Origin of the sequence: Methanopyrus sp. SNP6 (assembly GCF_002201895.1) — an archaeon.
GTDB lineage: Archaea > JAADCQ01 > Methanopyri > Methanopyrales > Methanopyraceae > Methanopyrus.
The window spans coordinates 294,463-314,297 of sequence record NZ_CP019436.1; the positions used below are offsets into that span (position 1 = coordinate 294,463).

The following is a 19,835-nucleotide window of genomic DNA, read 5'->3' on the forward strand; positions in this document are numbered from 1 at the left end:
GTCAGTGCCTTGGTCAGGAGGCCGAAAAGGTTCCCAAAGCGCCGGTACGAACTCCACGCCCACACTTACTTGACCGACGGTGAGCTACTGCCTGCCGAGTTCCTACGGCGCGCGGAAGAGCTGGAGCACGAAGCGCTAGTGTTCACGGAGCACGTCGATCCGTCCAACCTCGAGGACACCGTGTCCAGACTCGCCGAGACTTGCGACGCGCTCCGAGGTTACTACCGAACAGAACCCGTACCCGGAGCCGAGTTGACCCATGTACCGCCGGACTTGATTCCGGAACTCGCGGAGGAGGCCCGAGATAACGGTGCCAGAGTGGTCCTCGTGCACGGGGAGACACCCGCGGAGCCCGTCAAGCCAGGGACCAACGAGGCAGCCGCCAGTTGTGACGCCGTCGATGTGTTAGCCCACCCAGGACTTATCGATCCAGAAACCGCTAGAATGGCGTCAGAGAATGGTGTTGCACTCGAGATTACAACTAAACACGGACACTGCCTTGCTAACGGATGGGTGGTCCGAGTTGCTTTAGAAACGGATGTAGAGTTAGTGTTGAACACGGATGCACACCTCCCGGAAGACCTCCTGAAGCCCGAGGAAGCCGCCACGGTGGCCATGGGAGCGGGATTTCCAGAAAGAATGTTGAAATGGGTGCTCGAAAAGGTGCCTAGAAAGATCCTGAAAAAGCGCTAGCCCTTGACCACACCGATCGGCCTTAGTCTCACGACGGGATCTGAAATTCCAGCCTCAGCGACCGCCCGCACCACCTCATCGACGTCCTTATACGCCGGAGGAGCCTCCTCCGCGACCACCGGCATACTCGCGGCCTTCACTAGGATCCCTTGACGCTCGAGCTCCCTGGCCACGTCTTCACCCCAGAACTTCCGCTTCGCTGCGGCCCTGCTCATGGTACGTCCCGCTCCGTGACAGGTGCTGCCCCAGGTCTCTTTCATCGCCTTCTCAGTGCCGATCAGGATGTACGAGCCAGTCCCCATGTCTCCCGGGATGAGTACCGGCTGCGGCAGCCCCTCGAACGGTACGGGCTCTCCGTGCTTCTTCAGGGCCTCCTCCGAGAAGGCTCGGGTGGCACCCTTCCTGTGTACCACGAGCCACCGCTCCTCGCCGTTGACCGGGTGCTTCTCTATCTTGGCCATGTTGTGGGCGATGTCGTAGATCACCTCGATACCCATGTCATCGGCGTCGCCGTAGTCATCTCCGAACACCTCCACGAATGACTCTCTGGTCCAGTGCGAGATCATTTGACGGTTTGCGAACGCGTAGTTGGCCGCGGCGTTCATCGCGTTGAAGTACCTCTTGGCTTCGTCGGTACCCATCGCGGCGCACGCTAGCTGACGGTCCGGGATCCTCACACCGAACCTTCGCTCTACGTCACGCATGGACCGCTCCATGATCCTGAGATGGTCGGAGCAGACCTGATGACCGAATCCTCGGGAACCCGTGTGAACCATGATGGTAACTTGTCCCTCCTCGCGGATTCCTATCTTCTCGGCCGCTTCCTCGTTGTAAATCTCGTCAACGACCTGCACCTCGAGGAAGTGGTTACCCGAACCTAGCGTGCCCAGCTGCGGTCGACCGCGCTCGATCGCACGCTTGCTGGCAACATCGTCCCTGGGCCCGTACTCATCCCAACCGATGGTCTCGTAAGCGTGGGTCATGTTACCACGGGATTCGATATGGTCGAGATCCTCCTCGAACCCGTACCCTTCTTCCACGGCCCACTCGGCACCGTATAGCATGACCTGTCGGAGCTCCTGCGTCGACAGACGGACGCGACGATGCCGCGATCCCAGGCCGGCAGGTACGTTGCGGAAGATGGTTTCTAAGAGTTCCCTCAGTTTAGGTCGCACATCGTCTTCGGTTAAGTCAGTTTTCATCACTCTTACACCGCAATTGATATCGTAACCTACGCCACCGGGGCTTACAACCCCCTCTTCAACGTCGAATGCTGCAACTCCACCTATCGGGAACCCGTATCCGTAGTGGGCATCTGGAAGTGCTATTGAGTATCCGTAAATGCCAGGTAGGCAAGCCACGTTTGCGACCTGGTCGAATACGCCTTTCTCCATTTCGTCGATGAGCTTCTCCGTCGCGTAGAGGCGGCCTGGAACCTTCATACATCCCTTATAGTCTTCAGGCAGTTCCCACACGACGTTGTTACGAATATGCTTTAGCATCGACTTCGGGGCCACGGTGCTTCCCCCTTTATGGCGTTACGATTCGACTTGCTGACTCAGCTTCCGCCCCCTCCCTTAAGTATCGAACGGCCGTTTTCAACGCTTCGACTAAGTGTTCAACCTCCACCCCCGGCACACCGTGCGCGAGTAGGAGCACACGCTCGGTTTCATCGGTCACCGCCGTCCTACGGGCATCGCGGTAAGGAGACACGGATACGAGTCCATCCTCGTCTGCGACTACGACGAAACGGTCGTCCAATTCCATCCGCTCTCCGGCGATATCCACCATGACTTCCTCACTCTCTGCGGGCCTGATGACCAAATCCCCCGTTAGCTTATCGGCGTCGAAACAGCTGATCGGCACACGGTACTCGGCGGAGGCAAGGTTGTAGTAGTCGACCACCGCGTTGATCCTCGGGAAGTTACCTCGCAGAGCGCGCCGTAGCAGTGCCTCTCCGGCAGGCCTAACCTTGGTAGGATCTACGTCGATCGACCATAAGTAATCCCGGTACGCGCGAACTATCGGATCGTCCTTCAAACCGTTCAAGTCGAACTGTTCTCGTAGCCTCGCCGTGACTCGGTCTACGAGCTCTGAAGCGTCGGCCCCGGGATCGACACCCTCGACTCTGACGTACGCGTAGCGTAGTCCCCTATCGTTGACTTCCGGATCCACTTCGACCCGCATTTTTCGAACCCCGCTTCTCCATCGTTATCAGAACGCGCTTGCCGGCCGATTGAAATCGGACGAGTTTCCAGCTCATATCCCTCATGATACCGACCACGGTGTCCGGAGATACCCAAGCGTTGTTACCGGTGAGAACGTGGATCAGTCTCGTGGCCACGCGGGCAGCTCGGCTCGTAGGGTCGGGCAACACCACGGTCATCCTACAACCACGAGCCGCTACCCTGTCTACTTCCTTCAGAGCCTTAATCACATCGAGATGCTGGAGTATTTCGGAAAGGACGATGCCATCGAAACATGCGTCCGGGAAAGGTAAATTATGAGCGTCAGCCCGAACGAACTTAACGTTGGGTAACCGATTTCGAGACTTTGAGATTTCTACCATTTTCCTGTTGATGTCCACACCCACGGCGCAGTCACACACGGCGGCGAGCTTACGCGTCAAGTAACCGGTCGCGCAACCGACGTCAAGGACTCGACAACATCCTTTAAGATCTCGCAGGATCTCATTGACAAGGCGTTTCGGCAGCGAGAGGGGGGAACGCTCGTATACTCGGGAAAGTAGCTCGTAAAACACCCTCTGCCGTGTTCCTTCTACAGCAGCACGTATCTCTTACACCCCCCTTGTGCGGCGCGGGGTGAACGGCCGTGATCAAAAGAATACTCCCGTGCACTGTGCTAGCCACGATGATCTGTACCGTGGTAGGGCTCCAACCAGCCCACTCAGAGAAAGCCCCCGTACCGAAACCGCCGAAGCTGGAGAAGGAGGAGAAAAAGGAGAAGGAAGAAGAAAAAGAAAGGAAAGAGTCGACCTTGAAACCGGGCAAGTACAGGGTCGCGAAAGCGGACATTAGGAAAGGAGTTGTATACTTAAAACCCCTGTACAAGCCCAAGCCGACTATCTCAGTGAAAGTTCCTCAACAAGTTATCCGACAGCTACGCCCCGGCACCGTCGTCGAAGTTCACCAGCGAGGTAATAGTACCGTGATCAGGACCGCAAGTAGGACTGCGGAAGGCTCCACGGTGACAACCAATACAGGACCCTTGGCCTCTTCGAGTGGGACTCTTCAAACTAGGTCAACATCGTCATCAACACCATCGACACCGTCACGCTCGGCAGGTGCGGGAACATATTGGGTCACCACAGTGAAAGCGAGGGAGAAAACTGTACCGTCAGAGGGCGGAAAAACGGCGGGATCGTCCAAATCGGAGGAAAGCAAGGGTAAAAAGGAAAAGAAGGAGAAGGAGCGGGGCAGCAAGGAGAAGATGAAGGTGAAAGGGCCGAAGAGTTCCGGATCGTCCGATCTAGAACTACAGCGTGAAGCGCGCAGCGAAAACTCGTCAGGATGGGCGCCCTATCTAGTGGCTATCGCCCTGGTAGGGGCGGCCACCGGCGGCATGTGGCTCGTTAAGCAGCGGAGGTCGATGACGTGGGAGTGGGAGTAAGGACCGCGAACATTTTGATCTCCAAGCACTGATTTTTCGCACGGGGAGCACGATGTTTGGAGGGACAGGGTTTGGATGGGTAGAGTATGGCGGCGAGAGATACAATCATGATGTTTACGTGACAACCGAAGGGAAGGTTCACCGGCGCGAGAAAGGACTCTCAAGGAGCAAATTCGGTACTAGCCACAACCTGGCGGCCGACGAGTTGAGACGACTCCTAGAGTTGTGCGACGAGGAACCGGAGATCATCGTGGTAGGGACGGGTCAGAGTGGTGTTCTGTCCGTCACGGATGAGGCTCGAGAGTTCTGCGAGGAGCGAGGGATAGAGCTCGTGGAAGCTCCGACTCCGGAGGCAATAGAGAGGTACAACGAACTCAAAGATGAGGGCAAAAAAGTAGCAGCCGTGATTCACACGACGTGCTAGGAGGGTCCGAACTCCACCTCGATGTATTCTTTCGTGCGTTCGTCCTGAGGGTCGGTGAACAACTTTTCGGTGTCGTTCGCCTCGACCAGCTCGCCATGTAGGAAGAACGCGGTGTAGTCACCAATCCGATACGCCTGGGGGAGCAAGTGCGTGACGAATACTATAGTCACTTCTCCCTTGAGCTCCATGACTGTCTCCTCGATTTTCCTCGTCGCAATCGGATCGAGGTCGGAGGTAGGCTCGTCCATCAGCAATACCTCGGGACGCATCGCTAGAGCTCTCGCGATACAGAGTCTCTGCTGTTGACCACCGGACAGTGCTGAAGCCGGGTCATCGAGTCTGTCTTCCACTTGGTCGAGTAGCGCGGCCTTCTCTAGTGCCTCGTACACTCGGTCTTCGATCTCATCTTCATCCATACCCATTAGCCGGAGTCCGTAGGCGACGTTGTCGTAGATGGACATCCAGGGGAACGGGTTGGGGTGCTGGAATACCGTCCCAACACGGCGCCGGTGAGCGATGATATCGGCTTCATCCTCGTACTCCAGGACGTTCTCGCCGTCAAAGATCACCTCTCCTTCCGTACGCGCGTACGGGATTTCTTTGATCATTAAATTGAGGCAACGAAGGAACGTGGACTTACCGCAACCGGATGGTCCTATTATGGTAGTAATCTCCTTTTCTGGAATGTTCAAAGTGATGCCCTTTAGTGCCTCCTTATCGCCGTAGTACACGCGTAGATCACGTACCTCGAACGCCGTCATTGGCTCAACCCCGCCGACCGATCTTCCTTTCGAACTTATCCCTCATGTAGATCGCCAAAAAGTTCAGTCCGAGCGTCACCGCGACTAGAACGGTCGCCGCGGCGAACGCCGTGGCGCGTGCTCCAGGCTCCATTAAGTACTCCTTGGCGATCAGATAAATGCGGAACGCTAACGCGTCGGTAGGCTGAAGAACGTGAACGAACGGGTTAGTGCTGATCAATCCTATCATAACCGCTGTCAGGATAATCGGCGCGGCCTCCTCCGCCGCTCGACACATCGATAGTGTGATTCCGGCCGTGATTCCCGGCTTCGCCATCGGTAGCAGCACGTCCCTGACAACGTGGAACCAAGAGGCACCCATGCCTCGTGCCGCCTCGACGTACTCCCGCGGTACTGACCTGAAGGCCTCCTCCGTTGTCCTCACTATCACTGGGAGGTTCATGACTGCCAACGTTAACGCTCCCGCGAGGACCGAGTATCCCATCCTCATGTAAACCACGAAGAGCATCGCACCGAACAGTCCGTAGACGATAGAGGGGACTCCAGCGAGGGTGTCGATCGCGAACCGGACCGCGCGGGTGAAGGCCGTATCGCCCGCGAACTCCGCGAGGTAGAGCGCCGTCGGAACTCCGATCAGTGCCGCGAAAACCGTCGAGTAGAACATCAGCGCTAGGGTTCCCAACAGGGCGGGGTACAACGAGCTGTGGACTGGGTCCCCGATGTTGATGGGGCCGAACAGGATGTTCCAGCTGAGTGCCCCTACACCGTTGGCGAAGATGTAACCTGTTATCCCCACCAGAGCGGCCGCAGCTATCGCACCGGCCATCACCATCAATCCGGTCATCAGTTTACTCATGGTCACCGGATTTAGCCGAGCGCGATGCGATTTGCGCTTCCTGACACGGACACGACCAGTACGCCTCCGGTAATGGTACGCCAGAACGATCACGCCGGTTACCATCAGCATCAGCACGAGACCTCCGAAATACAGCGCGTAATATCCGGGCGAGCCCACCGGTAGTACGGTAGCCTGAAGCAGGATATGAGCCGAAAGCGGTCGACATGGATCCAGCGGTGAGGTAGGTATCATCAAGGCGGCACCGGCGACCAACGCTACGGCGACGGTCTCACCCATCGCTCTCAAAGTGCCCAGCATGCCTCCGGCTGTGATACCGGACCTAGCCGCTGGCCACAGTACCGTCCTCACCACCTGCCATCGAGTCGCCCCCACCCCCAACGCGGCCTCCACGTACTCTCGCGGGACCGCCCTCATCGCTTCCATCATCACACTTGTCATGTAAGGGAGGATCATGACGGCAACTATGATGCCAGCTACGAGTACCGAGTAACCCGTTGGAGCTCCGAGATACTCCCTGGCAAACGGGACGAGGGTTAGGATACCGAACAGACCATACACGACCGAAGGCACACCGGCCAGCATGTCGATCGCGGGTCGTAAGGTTCGTCTGATAACCTTGGGGGCAAACTCAGCCAGATAGGTCGCGCAAAGCAGTGAAATCGGGAAGGCTGTCACCACGGCTATTAGCGTCACGTATAGTGTCGAGATTATCATCGGGAGCAATCCTAACCGCGGAGGGCAACTGTCAGGCCTCCAGACGGTACCGAATAGTATGTCGATCACGGAGTCATATTGTAGGGCTTTGACGCCGTTCATCGTGAGGAACAAGTAGATTCCGATCACCGCGGCGATCGAGATGGCGGCCGACGCGGTGACTGACTTAATTAGGTTCTCAGACTCCTGAGCTTGCTTCGCGGCGATTTCCCGCATCACTGGTCCCCCAATGAGATTCGATAAAGATCTGTGGGAGGGGGTCGAAGAGGTAGCCACCCAACCCCGTTACTTAACTAGCGGTTTGATCTCTATGTACGGCTTCTTGGAGAATAGTGGTGCGTCCTCGGGCACCGGGACGTACCCAACCTTCTCTGCGAACTCCTTGTTGATGTCCGGCTTCCTGATCCACTTGATCAGGGCGATTACGGTCTTCGAGGCGTTGTCCCTGTCAATTATCAAGTACTCGGCTCTGACCATCGGGTACTTCTTCGTAATAATCGTCTGTGTGTTAGCCTCGATACCGTTGACTTTCAGCGGCTTCACCTCACCCGGTATTTTGCCGCCCTTCTTGGCCTTAACGATGTAAGCGTAGTCCACGTAACCTATAGCGTACGGAGTCTTCTCTACTTTCTCCAGGACCTCCGAGTTAGACCCACAGAGAATCGCATCCTTAACGTAATCCTGGATGTTTAGATACTTGTCGAACGTAGCCCGCGTACCTGAACCCTTCGCACGGCCGATTACAACGATCTTCTTATGTGGCAAACCTGGCCTCACTTGATCCCAGTACTTGATCTTGCCCGTATAGATGTCCTTAAGCGTCTTCGGGTCAATGTCATCTAGCTGGCCCAGTGTCTTCCCATTCACAATCGGAACAATCGCTGACAGAACTACAGGACACATCACAGGGTCACTCAACTGCTGGACTTCTTCAGGCTTTAGTGGTCTTGACGCCATAGCGATATCGAACGTCCCTTCGATGAGACCCTTAACACCTGCAGAGGATCCGCCGTCGGAAACCATTAACTGCACAGGTTCGTCAGGTAGCCCTTGAACACCTACTTGTTCACCGAGCTGCTTCCAAGTCATTCGGTGTTCTTCACCGACATAAGCAGCGATCTTCATCATAAATGGCATCAAACTCGTCGATCCTCCTATCCTTAGTTGTGTTTTCACCGCACCCGCTGTAGAGTAGTAGTAAGCCGCGCCTCCTACGATGACTGCGATCGCGACCACAGCCGCGATTAAGTACTTCTTCAAGGTCCCACCCCCTGTTGAACCATAAGAGATTGCATTATAAAGTTGACGGAACCTGATCGGAAGTTCCTAAAATGTGAAGGGGGGTTTGCTCTGCGGCAGTGCCGGATCTGTGGTATACCCGAGACGGTCGATGGGGTAAAACTGGACGAAAGCGGCGTGTGCAGAGCCTGCCGACGACAGATCCGGCACATACCCAGTAGGAGGGAGCTCCGAGAAGAAGTTCGAAAGGCCCTCGAAAACTCGGAGAAGGTCCTGGTGGCGGTTTCAGGTGGTCTGGATAGCCTCGCTGCGTTGGGGTTAGCCTTGAGAATTTGCGACGAAGTAGTAGCGCTGACCGTGGATACCGGCGCGCTCCACCCGGAAGCCTGGCGGAGGATAATCCTGGCTAGGAGGAGGTCCGATATAAGGTGGGAGATCATCGGCGACCAAGAGCCGTTCCTGAAGTTGTTCGAAGAGAGACTGACTCGGGCCGAGTCACCGTGTGGACCATGCTCACGTATGATCACGCGGAGATACGAACGGAGGGCTAGGGAGCTCGGTGTGGACGCTATAGTAACTGGACATGAGTTACCACACGGGACGTCACCTGTGGTTCCTAAAGACCCGCCTGTGATTAGAGCTATGTGTGGAATGACGGAAAACGAGCGCCAAGATATCGTCGAAGAGGAGTTCGGACTGACTGTTGATAAAATATCGGGTTATACTTCAAACTGCGTCGTACTACCGTTTGCCTTGAAGCTATTCTACATGAAATATGGATACAGCTTCGAGGCACCTCGGTTAGCAGCGATGGTACGATATGGATACATTTCTAGGGAAGATATGGAACAAATTATGACACCTCCGACGTTATCTGACCTCAAAAAGCTGTTAAGGGAGTGTGAGGAATGGGTTCCAGAAATCTTAAAACAGATGTTACAGAAGGCTATCAACAAGATATCGAATTCGGATCTTGGACGCGAAAATGGGGGTTAAAGTCATTCTCAAAACTTTTGGAGCTTTTGAGGGAAAAAGTCAGTGGTAAAAAAATTTGCGTTCTAATTTCAGGTGGAATGGACAGTGCTGTTGCAACGAAGGTTTTACAGCTGTCTGGTGCTGATGTAAGAGGACTTCATATAACACATAGGTGGATGTGGTTCACGCCAAAGATTGAAATTAAACGAATATCTAAAATGCTCGGGATTAAGGTAGATATTGTTGATATAACTGATGAGTTAAAGCGTAGGCTTCGAGGTGCTAAGGGCAGATCTGTGTGTAAGATATGTAAGAAGATCATGTTAGAGGTAGCTGTTAGTAGGGCTAGCGTTGTGGCAACGGGAGAGTGTGGTATGGACACCATAGCGGGTGCAGTCCTGGATGTATCAAGGCGAACCGGAATCGAACCGGAGTTCGTCCAGTTGCCTAAGAGGTACTTCGACGGGGACGATCGTATCATCGTGCGGCCACTGATCCGTATCCACGAGAGCGACGTGAATAAGCTCGCCACGCTTCTAGGTGTGAGAGTACGGCGGGTCGGGGAGACCGGGGATCTCCGTAGGGGACGCCGTGAAGGGTGTCCGCTTCAACACCTGGACCCGTGGGTGGACGTTACCGATGAGCTGATGGACGAAGTCCGGGACGTCAACGTGGAGGCGTTAACCGTGGCCAGGAGATTAGGGCGTCGGGTATCCGTAAAGTGGCCGTCGTTCAGGATCATATTGGAGGGAAGTCCTGAAGAGCGACGTCACGTCGCGGAGTGCGTCTGGTACAGCTGGGTCCGAGCTGGGAGACCCCGTCGGTACAAGTAGAACCCCACCGTGGCTATCAACGTCACGGCGATTATCAGCGCCGCCACCGATCCCCAGCTCGAGACCACAGGTTCCGGCCTTTCACGTTCCATGACTCTGGCCGAGCCTGAAGGATGCTCGCGGGTCTTCTCACGTACTTTCTCGGCGGATTTCTTGACGGAAGAGCCGGTAGTCCCAGTCCCGCCCACACTCGACGCTTCCCCTTTGGCCCCGGATAAGGTTTTACCGGACTTCCGTTCGGTGATCATCGATGCTGTTCCGCGACCGTATCCGCCCGCACCGGTGTTCGAAGCGCCTCCCCTCGCGACAGTCCGTTCTGGTGATGCCCGGGTCGTTGTAGACCTCGAGGTGGAGTACGCTGACGCTGGACGTTCCTTAACCGTGGCAGCCGCGCCATCGTGGAGATGCTCAGATTGTGTCACGGTTCTTCCGGAAGACTGTCTACGTTCCGTCGGCGTAGCAAGCGGTGTAGCACTCACCACCACCCCGTCTACGACTTTTAACTTGACCCTCTGTCCGATCATGTCGGAAAGACGTACACGCACGTTGGAATCGACTTTGAGTCGGAGTACTTCATCATCGCACCGCACGATGACAGTATCGTCTTGGATCCCCAAAATCACGCCCTCGATGACGAACGTCTCGTGCGGTATCTCCGGAGGTGACGGTACCGGTGAGGCGACTGTAGCCAAGGTTAGGGCGAGGGTTAACCCGATCGGCAACCGGACCCTCCCCTCATCGAGCGGCACCACCTCTCGGCTCGTCGTAGTATTATCTTGGTGGTAGGGCCGGATACAGACTCATGTTGGAGTACTTCTCGGGCCCGATAAGCGGAGGGCGGTCGTGACGCCAAGATTACTGTCGAGTGAAAGATCCGCGGGTGCTCCCTCACTGCGTCGATGAGCATTGACCTCCAAAATTTTTCTCTACCCAGGGAAAACCAGTCGTCGTGGATTATTCCGAGAGCCCCTAAGTCGTGAGCTGTTAACTCTTCTCCGAGAGGGAGTAGCTCACGGGCTAATTCCTCACCTCGTCGGTAGACCAGCTTAGCCACCGACGCGGGCACGCGGGCTTCAGACCGAATACGCGTCCAGTGTCTTCCGAAACAGTTTACACCGAAGCGTAGAAAGATCTGTTTAGAGTAGTGAGGAGCCGTCTTGCGCAGTTCCGCGTACACGTCTACATCAGATGTGAACATTGCTCAACCCTCAGGCCGAACCTCGACTGTCGCGGGCTCCCCCTCTTTCCCGCGGATTTCGATGCTCACGGGGAGGAATTTCTCCACCACCCATGCGTTCGTCGGGAGGTGTGGATCGACGCCGGTCACACCGAAGACCGATTCACCGTCAGCAATCGCTAGGAATGGCAGAATCTGATCTCCCATGTGCTCGTCGAGGGCCATTCCAGTGCGAAGACGCTGCACGAGCTGCTCCGCGGCCTCTCTTCCCACAATCTCTGCGGGCTTTCCCTTCTCACCCAGCGCATCAGCACCGATCCTGTTCCCACGATCGTCTTCCGCCCACAAGACGATACCACTGCCGGGACCTAAGTGCGGATCGCGGCCTTTAGGGTACGTCTCGATCTCGATTTCAGGTCTGATCCCGAGTTCTCTCTCGACAATTTCCGAAGCCGCCTTGGCCTGACGTTCCGCCACATGGGGAGGCAACCGCACGCAGTGGGAGATCCCTCGAACACTCTCCAGCTCGCCGAACTTCACGGCTTCCAGCGGTTTCATCCGCTTTGGGGGTTCAATCCTGGCCCTGACTATCCCCCCACCTCGAGGGTAATGGCCGCGTCGCAGGACCTCCAACTCATACCGGTAACCGATTCGGTCTAGGTAGTGTGCGTTGACGTTGATCTCGTAGTCCACAGGCGGTGACCACTTGACGTCCGTCCCGCCTCGTACTTCCATCTCCACTGGCCCGTCTGCGGCTATCGCCGCGAGCTTGACGGCCTGAAGCAGTAAGGTCACGCTGCCCGCGGTACCGATATCTACCTCGTACTCCCCTCCCTTCGCCTTCCCAGGCTCGAACACGATCTCGGTCGAACCTATCTCAAGCCCCTCACACTCCGCGTTGCAAACCTCGGCCACGGCCTTCACTGCATGTAGGTGCTGGTGTGAAAGGCCTGGGCGTGGCCTGTTGGCCCGGATATTGTATATTCGAACCTGTTCGCCGGTCAGTGCCGACATCCCGACCGCCGTCCGGAGTATTTGACCTCCACCTTCTCCATAGGAGCCGTCGATCTCTATCAAGCTCATCACCGCACCGGCGATGAGGAGGGTCCGGATGGCCGCGCTCGTGAGGAGAGAACCCGGGACTGAGCCGGGGTTTTAACGCCGTCACCCCTCCTCCATCGGTTTTACTTCTATCTCAGTTACTTCTATCTCACTAGCTTCCGCCTTCGGTGCCTTCACGACCAGGAGACCACGACCGCACTTCGCACTGACGGCGTTCGGGTTGATTTTCCCTGGTAGGTCTATCCTCCGTCGGACTTCTCCGGTCACGCGTTCTCGCGTTTTAGCCTCACCTTCTCGCATCTTCGGGATGTTAGCCGTGATCTCTACGAACCTCTCACCCGCCCTGACTTGAACGTCTTCCGGGCGGGCGCCGGGGACCTCCGCGATGATAACGAACTCCTCCGAACGTTCGAAAACGTCCACGGCGGGCGTGTGTAGCGATCTTACCATTCTGATAAGCTGGCTCGAAGTCCCTTCTAGTATTTCCGTTATCTCCTCGGGCTCCATTTCCTTCAAGATAGACCCTACCAGCCGCCCGTCCTCCCGGAATAGCTTTATCAGCTCCTCCGTGACCTCGAGACCGGCCTTAGCGCTTTTCATCCAGATCTTCATCATATCCTCGATCACACCCACTGTAGTACCCCCTAGCCAAATCGTTCAGTATCTCACGAAGCTTTTTCAATCCGGTTCTTTCCGTCGCCGAGACCTTATAAACGGGTTCCCCCTCGAGGTTGGGTTCCTCCCACAGGTCCCGTAGGTCGGCTTTCGTCAGCACCACGTAGGTCGGTACGTCGAACTCCTTCCGGACACGACCCAGCAACTCCAACTGCTCCTCTACGGGATATCCGCATGTCCCGGTGGGGTCTATCAGGAAAAGCACGACGTCCGTCACGTGCTTCAGGGCCGCGATCGCCTGCCTCTCGACCGGATTGCGCTCCTCCTCCGGTCGTTCCAGCAAACCCGGGGTGTCGAGCATCTGCACTGGATACGGGTCCTCTATGTATCCTACTTGGATGCCCTTGGTAGTGAAAGGATATGGGGCTATCTCCGGCTTTGAGCCCGTAAGAACCGTCATGAGGGTGGTCTTACCGACGTTGGGGAACCCCGCCAAGGTCACGGTGAACATCTCGGTGTCGATCGCGGGTAGGTCTACGAGCTTCGGCTGCACCTTCCGGAGGAACCTGAGCGCGTCTCCAGCTTTCCTGCGAATCGTCGAAGCCAGCCTCCCGAACGCCTGACGTCTCAACTCCGCGGCGGTCCGGGGGTCCTTCGCCCGCTTGATCTTACGAGTGTATTCCTCCCGGATCAACCTGGCTATCTTGGCGACAGTGTGCACGTCTGCCAGACTGCTTTTCAGCCTGTCAACGCCCGCCAGCGCATCCGCCAACTCCCGGTAGAACGGGTGGAGCTCGTCGAGGTTGGGTGTCTTCCTCACGATCTCCCAAAGGCGGTCCTGCACTAACTGGCACGCCGTGTTGACACGTGCTATCTCGATGGACCTTGCCCTGACTTCAGGCGGTGTTTTGGTACCGTAGAACGATTTCCTGGTGCCTTCAGCGGCTCTCTCCGCACGACGGAAGGCGACGTCGATCAGCTCTTCCGGATCCGGTACCTCGGGCATATTCCGAAACGGGTTCCCGGACACGATATCGCCTCCCGTAAACCTTTTTGAGTCGACAGAGGCCGTCCGGCAAGAAAACGACGACGGGGGTTCCGCGAATGGAGTACATTTACGCGGCGTTGCTGCTTCATGCTGCAGGTCAGGAGATTAACGAGGACAACCTACGGAAGGTCCTAGAGGCAGCAGGTGTGGACGTCGACGACGCCAGGCTGAAGGCGACCGTGGCCGCCCTAGAAGAAGTCGACATCGACGAGGCTATCGAAGAAGCCGCAGTCCCATCCGCCGCACCGGCAGCCGCAGCGCCAGCAGCCGAAGAGGAGGAGGAAGAAGAGGAAGCGGAAGAAGAGGAGGAAGAAGAGGAAGAGGAGGAGGCGGAAGAGGAGGCGGCAGCTGGCCTCGGTGCATTGTTCGGGTAAACCTCAGAAGAACGCGTCTAACGTCCTCTGTTCACCTTCTCCTTCCTTCTTCTTTTCCTTCTTCTCCTCTTTTTCCGCTTCTTCCACGGCTTCTTCGATCTCCTCCACTTCTTCCTCTATCCCAGATTCCTCACGTTTTCTCTCGAGCATTGACTCTACCGCACCTTTCGCCCGTTCTCTGCGGATCTTCCGCAGCTTCTCGCGAACGCGCAACGCCCGCTGATATACTCGCTGAGCCACCTGTGGATCGCCGCAGAGGAACCCGATTTCCCGTTTGGAGAGATCTAAATAGCCGGCGATTCCTCCTAGGATTTCCAAACCGCGATCGGTGGGGTTATCCGCGACCTCTTGGAACGTGATCTCAAGCACTGGGATCACGTCCATCTTAGCACGGCGTGTGGATATATGCATCCGTTCCGCGATTTTTTTCGCTATGGAATTCCGGACATCACGCTCTTTGCGGGTGGCCCCCAGTTTCCGTAGGATCTTGGGAGGTTGGAACCGGACGAATCCCGGAGGTTTACTCTCCCGGGCCGCGGCCACACCTGACGTCATGAGGTCGGTGGCGTAGACGTACTTGAACCTCCAGTCTCCGGTTTCTATCGCACGATTCGAGAATACGTCAGCTTTGGACAGGTAATCGTACGCGCGAGCGATCTCTTCCGGGTCTCGGTACGCTCGAGGTATGTTCTGAGCTATCCACAGGATCACGTCATCCGGATCCTCGTCTAAGTTCCAGAACGCGCGTCTGGCCTGTCTAGGCGGTTTGTTGAAGATCCTACCCAAGGCCTCGAAGATAGTGATTTCCTTATCACGCCATCCGAGCGCTTCCACGTCATCGGACGTCACCCTACCAGTAGGCCTCGCGAGCGCCTCCAGATCATTGATCGCGGCCCTGAGGTCCCCTTTCGCACGTTTGGCGATTCTACGCAGGGCCGTCTCCTCATACTCGATACCTTCCCGCTCACAGATACGACGTAGTACTCCGACGATGTCATTAACTCGGAGCCGACGGAACTCGACCATCCGGACGCTGTCACGTAGGGATTTGGGCAACGTCCACGGATCGTTGGCTACTAGGACCATGGGGTTGCGAGTCTGACGTACGGCCCGAGTTAGCGCGGTAATCCCACCTCTATCCTCCCTGGGATCGATTCCGTCTACCTCGTCCACGAGGACTAGGACCCTGTCCGACTGTCCCTTTACACGCTCGTAGTCCCCTCCGGTTTCCCTGATAATTCGGAGGAGGGAGTGTGACGTGGAAGCGCCCCCCACTACCTTTTCGATAACGTTTCGAGTGCGCTTGTCCGACGCGTTGAGTTCGATCACGTCCCAGCCGAAGTCGTGAGCCAGAGCGTACGCGGCACTCGTCTTTCCAGTCCCTGGTGGCCCGTGAAGTAGTACGGCACGCGGTTCCGGAATGCTACCGCGCGCCCACTCGTTCGCCCATGCGGCTAGCTCCTTCTTGGCCTCATCCTGGTTCACCAGCTCTTTGATCGACTTAGGCCGGTACTTCTCAACCCAAGGTACCAACGGTGTTACCCACCGGAGTACTCATTACCGAGCGCGTGAATTCTGGCTAACAAAGCCTCCAACTGGATCCGCTCGTCCGAGCCACGGACCAGGCGGTATTCGAAGTCACCGACGGCGTTCACGAGCTCCGGAATAGCCTCGTCCGGTATCTCGTCCATGTCGAAGATTTCTCGGTGTACCTGGCGGACGACGTCTTCTCCCGACATTCCGTACTTGGTAAGGAGCTCGTGTAGTAGTTCTCTGGCCCGATCGAAGTCCCCGTTCCAGGCGTGGTGGATCATCTCTCGCACCTCCTCGGGGCGAGCCGTAGCCGCGATCTGGAACACCGTGTCCTCGTCGATCTCCCGTCCGAGCGCCGCGGCAGCTTGGAGCACGTTAATAGCACGCCGCATGTCGCCCTCGGAGACGTAAACGATCGCGTCCAGGGCATCCTCCGTTATCTCGACTCCTTCACTCTCGGCGATCTCCTTTAACCGCTCCTTGATGGCGCTCTCGGGTAGCTTGGTGAACTTGAACACTACACACCGGCTCTGGATGGGGTCGATGATTGCGGACGAGTAGTTCGCCGCGAGTATGAACCGACACGCGTCAGAGTACATCTCCATGATTCTACGGAGGGCCTGTTGCGAGTCCCTAGTCAGGTTATCCGCCTCGTCGAGGAAGATTATCTTGAACTGGGCCCCTCCCATCGGCCGGGTCCTGGCGAAGTTCTTTACCTTGGTCCGGATTACATCAATGCCTCTCTCGTCGGAGTTGTGCAGCAGGACCGGGACCTCACCCGCGAAGAACATCTCGTTGCCGGGTACGCTCACGTCGTAGACGTAGCCATCGTAGTCCATGACGTCCAGATCCTCGACCTTGACTGCGTGTACGTCCGATCGTATGAGCGTCCTGAGCATCCGGTACGCTCTCTTAGCGTCCCCACGGAGATTTTTCGGATTGACCGAGGAGAGGACATTTCGAACTGTCTCCTTCGAGATCCGACCGTCGAACACCCACGACTCGAGATCGTCCACGAGGTCAGGTTCGAGCCTTTCGACGAGTTTCAGAACCGGATCGGCCGGCAACAGGTCACCCGTACGGGTCTCCCAAATCAGCTCGACACCGTCGTTCGTCACACGGCTCTCGACACCCGAGATCCTAGCCAGCCACGCCAGATCCACCGACACGTCCTTCGAAGCATCGATTACACCGTCATCGGCTAACTCACGTAGGAGCTCGACCCGGACTTCCACGGGCAGGTCGTAGATGGTGTTCGAGATCCGGGATCCGGACCCGACCGACGTGACTACTGTGCCGCCGTCGGTGGGTTGTTCGTCGAATTCCGCGACGAAGCTGAGTAGAAACGAACCCCTCTTAATCTCGGATGCCCTAGTCGCCCGGAGGCCGTCCTCATCAAGTACCATCACCGAGTGGTTACCCGTGAGCTCGATCGTTCCGTTCTCGAGATGGACGCGCAGGATCTTACGTGTACGATGTCTGATGAGCTTGGAAACGCGGGCCCAAGTCACCCTTAAGTTACTATCGACAGTCAAGACCTCCAGATCGCTCACGTCCACGTACTCGCCACCACGATCCCCGAAGTACCAGCTATCGAGGTCCTCGAAGGTCACTCGGCGAACTTCGCTGTCCCTTCGCACGAGGATGGGAGTATCAGCGGACACAGAAGCGTTCAATTCGAGGAAATTGTCCCTCCAGTGTTCACCGAACAGTTCACGCGATAAGCACAGAGCCGCCGTCGTTTTGCCGGTTCCGGGTGGACCGGCGAAGAGTAGGTTGGGCATGTCGCCGCGGTTCACGTAGGCCTTCAGACGCTCGACCACGTGCTCCTGGTCGACGATGTCGTCCAAACGCCTAGGTCGGTACTTTTCCACCCATGGTATCTCAAGAACGCGTAGCTCGTGCTCGGCCATCTCGGCGTCCCCGTGGGATCGCATCACCAAGCTAATAAAAACCGTCGGTCGGGAGAGATCAGCCGGTTAGGTACTTCATGACAGGTAGTTCCCTCCGCATGCGTTCCATGTACTCGACACTGTCCGAAACGTCGGTGAAGACTTCTTCAACACGCTCCACGTGCTTCTTCTCCACGACCTCGGACCCTTCCTTCTCAGCCACGATTCGAGCGGGCTCCAAGAGTCGCGTCGCGTACCGTATGGACTTCTCCTCGCCAAGATCCGTCAAGTACTCATGAGCTTCGTCCGTCAGCTGGATGTCTTGGACTCGGGCCCTGATTCCGATGATCTCGTAGATTTCATGACGTTCGAAGGGCCTGGTTCTCGCGATCAGCATGCGGTCCAGCAGATCGCCCGGAATCCCGTGGGGAGCCTCCTCGTCCGTCCCTCGTACTTTCGCCATGGCCCTGTTAGTAGCCATTACGAGGATCGGAGCGATTTCCTCCTCCAGTGACCTGTTCAAGAACGCGAAAGCCTCTATGTCCAGCATGTGCGCTTCATCTATGAACAGTACTCCCGGAACTAGGCTGGCCTCCCCTTCGTCGACCATCTTCTGGACCCGTTCGTCCACTTTCTGACGAATCTCGTCGGTGATCTCTTCTTCACGGAAGCCCAAGAGTCGACCGGCCCGCACGTTGGCCATGTCGAGGTCGTGCAGGGTCACCACGCGCTTGATCTCTTTCTTCTTCTGCACTGGACCTTCCGGGAGCTCTACCGCGTGAACTCCTAGTAGTTCTTCCTCTTCCTCCTCGAGCGCATCCTTCGCCCGTCCGAGTTTCGTCACGTGACCGCTTTCCACGTCGATCTGGATTACGTCTCCCTCACGAACACCGGCCTGCACCAGCTGGATCGCTATCTCCTCAGGTACCTTGAACCTTCGGTGGTCGTCCTGAGTTTTAAGCTCGATGATGGCCCCGCTAGGTACCTCCATATACGGGGAAAGTGGGTGCTTAGCGCGCTCTATCTCGAGGCTTTCAACCTTCCCTTCAATTACCTCCCGAGTCTCCGTGAACTCGACACCGATAGCACGCCGTATCCCCTGCTGTAAAAACTCCGTTTTGCTGAGGTTCGTGCCATAGATCTCGGAACCGGAGATAGATACGAACGGAACGTCTTCACCGAGTTCTCTGGCTATACCGTACGCGATCGCCGTCTTACCCGTGCCGGGCGGACCTATGAGGAGGAGACCGTGACCCGCACGCCGACCCTTCTTGACCATCTCGACAACTATTCCGGCGGCTTCACGGGCCTCTTCCTGTCCCACCAAACCGTCTCCGACTGGCTTCGCCTTGAGGTTCTCATCGAGGCCGAGACCGGTGATGTGTGAGTGCGCTCCCGGTGATGTTTCCTCCGTAGAAACTTCGCCGATCTCCTTGATCTCCACCAACTTTCGGTACCCCCTGCCGATCAACATACACTTATATTTATTATTTTTGGGTAGCTATCGAAGTTCGTAATCGTCATTTGAATAGTTTCAAGCAACATTTATCCGCGGGACCTCGCGGGGACACTTGAGGGGATGGACGTGATCACAGTGGTAATCTCTGAAGCTCCATACGGCCAAGAACGTGCATACACTGCGCTGAGATTCGCTCTCACTGCCCTTGTCGAGGGAGAAGAGGTCAAGATATTCCTAATAGAGGACGGGGTGTTCCTAGGGAAGAAAGGACAAGATCCTGACGAGGTTCCCAACTACTTGGAGATCCTGAAACAGTGCATTGAGCAGGGAGCCGAAGTGAAGGCCTGCGGGCCATGCTCCAAAGCCCGAGGGCTGAGCGAAGAAGACTTCATCGAGGGAGTCGAGCTGGCCACTATGCATGATTTGGTGAACTGGGTGAAGGAGTCCGATAACGTCATTTTCTTCTGACGGATTCTTTCTGACGGAGCCACCTCTCAGTGCCAACGGTGTGCGAAAAAGGGATATCAGCCCCTCGGACCGGTACGGG

20 protein-coding genes are annotated in these 19,835 nt (G+C 56.6%); 7 read left to right on the plus strand and 13 right to left on the minus strand.

Translation table 11 applies throughout. From position 1 onward, the window contains the following. Window positions 1–9: 9 nt before the first annotated feature. Window positions 10–693, plus strand: coding sequence for a histidinol phosphate phosphatase domain-containing protein (locus BW921_RS01690; RefSeq protein ID WP_148688301.1), 684 nt, complete (start codon window positions 10–12; stop codon window positions 691–693). On the opposite strand, the gene BW921_RS01695 is transcribed toward BW921_RS01690, so the two are convergent. The 3 genes from BW921_RS01695 to BW921_RS01705 are packed head-to-tail and all read right to left on the minus strand — an operon-like array spanning window position 690 to window position 3,454. Further along, the gene (locus BW921_RS01695; protein ID WP_148689287.1) at window positions 690–2,195 is read right to left on the minus strand and encodes an RtcB family protein; all 1,506 of its coding nucleotides are present in this window, start codon (window positions 2,193–2,195) and stop codon (window positions 690–692) included. The two genes, BW921_RS01690 and BW921_RS01695, sit on opposite strands and share 4 nt — an antisense overlap. Before the next feature lie 28 nt (window positions 2,196–2,223). Then, a complete protein-coding gene (locus BW921_RS01700) occupies window positions 2,224–2,880 on the minus strand; it encodes a B3/4 domain-containing protein (RefSeq protein ID WP_148688302.1) in 657 nt (218 codons plus the stop codon). Continuing rightward, on the minus strand, window positions 2,846–3,454 hold the full coding sequence (locus tag BW921_RS01705) for a class I SAM-dependent methyltransferase (RefSeq protein ID WP_168168643.1): 609 nt from the start codon (window positions 3,452–3,454) through the stop codon (window positions 2,846–2,848). The genes BW921_RS01700 and BW921_RS01705 overlap by 35 nt, the downstream gene beginning before the upstream one ends. Window positions 3,455–3,525: 71 nt before the next feature. Here BW921_RS01705 and BW921_RS01710 point away from each other — a divergent pair, with 71 nt between their 5' ends. Both BW921_RS01710 and BW921_RS01715 read left to right on the plus strand, forming a co-directional pair. Next, window positions 3,526–4,323, plus strand: coding sequence for a hypothetical protein (locus tag BW921_RS01710; RefSeq protein ID WP_148688304.1), 798 nt, complete (start codon window positions 3,526–3,528; stop codon window positions 4,321–4,323). Between the two features lie 52 nt (window positions 4,324–4,375). Further along, complete coding sequence (locus BW921_RS01715; RefSeq protein ID WP_148688305.1) at window positions 4,376–4,747, plus strand: Mth938-like domain-containing protein; 372 nt, start codon at window positions 4,376–4,378, stop codon at window positions 4,745–4,747. Here BW921_RS01715 and BW921_RS01720 read toward each other — a convergent pair. The 3 genes from BW921_RS01720 to BW921_RS01730 form a co-directional block, all read right to left on the minus strand. Then, window positions 4,744–5,508 carry a phosphate ABC transporter ATP-binding protein gene (locus BW921_RS01720; protein ID WP_148688306.1) on the minus strand — a complete coding sequence of 255 codons (765 nt, stop codon included), beginning with the start codon at window positions 5,506–5,508 and terminating at the stop codon, window positions 4,744–4,746. The two genes, BW921_RS01715 and BW921_RS01720, sit on opposite strands and share 4 nt — an antisense overlap. A gap of 4 nt (window positions 5,509–5,512) precedes the next feature. Continuing rightward, window positions 5,513–7,297 (minus strand): phosphate ABC transporter permease PstA, encoded by a 1,785-nt coding sequence (pstA, locus tag BW921_RS01725; protein ID WP_148688307.1) that lies wholly within the window; start codon window positions 7,295–7,297, stop codon window positions 5,513–5,515. Between the two features lie 69 nt (window positions 7,298–7,366). Next, window positions 7,367–8,341 (minus strand): phosphate ABC transporter substrate-binding protein, encoded by a 975-nt coding sequence (locus BW921_RS01730; RefSeq protein WP_168168644.1) that lies wholly within the window; start codon window positions 8,339–8,341, stop codon window positions 7,367–7,369. A gap of 42 nt (window positions 8,342–8,383) precedes the next feature. Between BW921_RS01730 and BW921_RS01735 the strand changes: the two genes are divergently transcribed. Both BW921_RS01735 and BW921_RS01740 read left to right on the plus strand, forming a co-directional pair. Beyond that, the gene (locus BW921_RS01735; RefSeq protein ID WP_168168645.1) at window positions 8,384–9,316 is read left to right on the plus strand and encodes a phosphoadenosine phosphosulfate reductase family protein; all 933 of its coding nucleotides are present in this window, start codon (window positions 8,384–8,386) and stop codon (window positions 9,314–9,316) included. Further along, window positions 9,229–10,128 carry a hypothetical protein gene (locus tag BW921_RS01740; protein ID WP_148688310.1) on the plus strand — a complete coding sequence of 300 codons (900 nt, stop codon included), beginning with the start codon at window positions 9,229–9,231 and terminating at the stop codon, window positions 10,126–10,128. The genes BW921_RS01735 and BW921_RS01740 overlap by 88 nt, the downstream gene beginning before the upstream one ends. On the opposite strand, the gene BW921_RS01745 is transcribed toward BW921_RS01740, so the two are convergent. The 4 genes from BW921_RS01745 to BW921_RS01760 all read right to left on the minus strand — a co-directional run bounded on the left by BW921_RS01745 (window position 10,065) and on the right by BW921_RS01760 (window position 14,012). After that, entirely contained in the window at window positions 10,065–10,850 is a 786-nt protein-coding gene (locus BW921_RS01745) for a hypothetical protein (RefSeq protein ID WP_148688311.1), read from the minus strand. The two genes, BW921_RS01740 and BW921_RS01745, sit on opposite strands and share 64 nt — an antisense overlap. A 479-nt stretch (window positions 10,851–11,329) precedes the next feature. Further along, the gene (gene rtcA, locus BW921_RS01750) at window positions 11,330–12,388 is read right to left on the minus strand and encodes an RNA 3'-terminal phosphate cyclase (RefSeq protein WP_148688312.1); all 1,059 of its coding nucleotides are present in this window, start codon (window positions 12,386–12,388) and stop codon (window positions 11,330–11,332) included. An 81-nt stretch (window positions 12,389–12,469) separates the two neighbouring features. Continuing rightward, the gene (locus tag BW921_RS01755; protein ID WP_148688313.1) at window positions 12,470–13,000 is read right to left on the minus strand and encodes an Hsp20/alpha crystallin family protein; all 531 of its coding nucleotides are present in this window, start codon (window positions 12,998–13,000) and stop codon (window positions 12,470–12,472) included. Beyond that, entirely contained in the window at window positions 12,954–14,012 is a 1,059-nt protein-coding gene (locus BW921_RS01760) for an NOG1 family protein (protein ID WP_168168647.1), read from the minus strand. Before BW921_RS01760 ends, BW921_RS01755 begins: the two co-directional genes overlap by 47 nt. A 74-nt stretch (window positions 14,013–14,086) precedes the next feature. Here BW921_RS01760 and rpl12p point away from each other — a divergent pair, with 74 nt between their 5' ends. Further along, window positions 14,087–14,404 (plus strand): 50S ribosomal protein P1, encoded by a 318-nt coding sequence (rpl12p, locus tag BW921_RS01765; RefSeq protein ID WP_148688315.1) that lies wholly within the window; start codon window positions 14,087–14,089, stop codon window positions 14,402–14,404. A gap of 3 nt (window positions 14,405–14,407) precedes the next feature. On the opposite strand, the gene BW921_RS01770 is transcribed toward rpl12p, so the two are convergent. Genes BW921_RS01770 through BW921_RS01780 form a run of 3 tightly spaced genes read right to left on the minus strand, consistent with a single transcriptional unit; the run spans window position 14,408 to window position 19,276 of the window. Then, window positions 14,408–15,937, minus strand: coding sequence for a replication factor C large subunit (locus BW921_RS01770; RefSeq protein WP_148688316.1), 1,530 nt, complete (start codon window positions 15,935–15,937; stop codon window positions 14,408–14,410). Window positions 15,938–15,942: 5 nt separating this feature from the next. Further along, the gene (locus tag BW921_RS01775) at window positions 15,943–17,850 is read right to left on the minus strand and encodes a replication factor C small subunit (protein ID WP_148689288.1); all 1,908 of its coding nucleotides are present in this window, start codon (window positions 17,848–17,850) and stop codon (window positions 15,943–15,945) included. A gap of 58 nt (window positions 17,851–17,908) precedes the next feature. Beyond that, window positions 17,909–19,276, minus strand: a complete 1,368-nt coding sequence (locus tag BW921_RS01780; RefSeq protein WP_088334962.1) for a RuvB-like helicase — start codon at window positions 19,274–19,276, stop codon at window positions 17,909–17,911. A 132-nt stretch (window positions 19,277–19,408) separates the two neighbouring features. Here BW921_RS01780 and BW921_RS01785 point away from each other — a divergent pair, with 132 nt between their 5' ends. Beyond that, entirely contained in the window at window positions 19,409–19,756 is a 348-nt protein-coding gene (locus BW921_RS01785; protein ID WP_088334964.1) for a DsrE/DsrF/TusD sulfur relay family protein, read from the plus strand. Window positions 19,757–19,835: the final 79 nt, after the last annotated feature.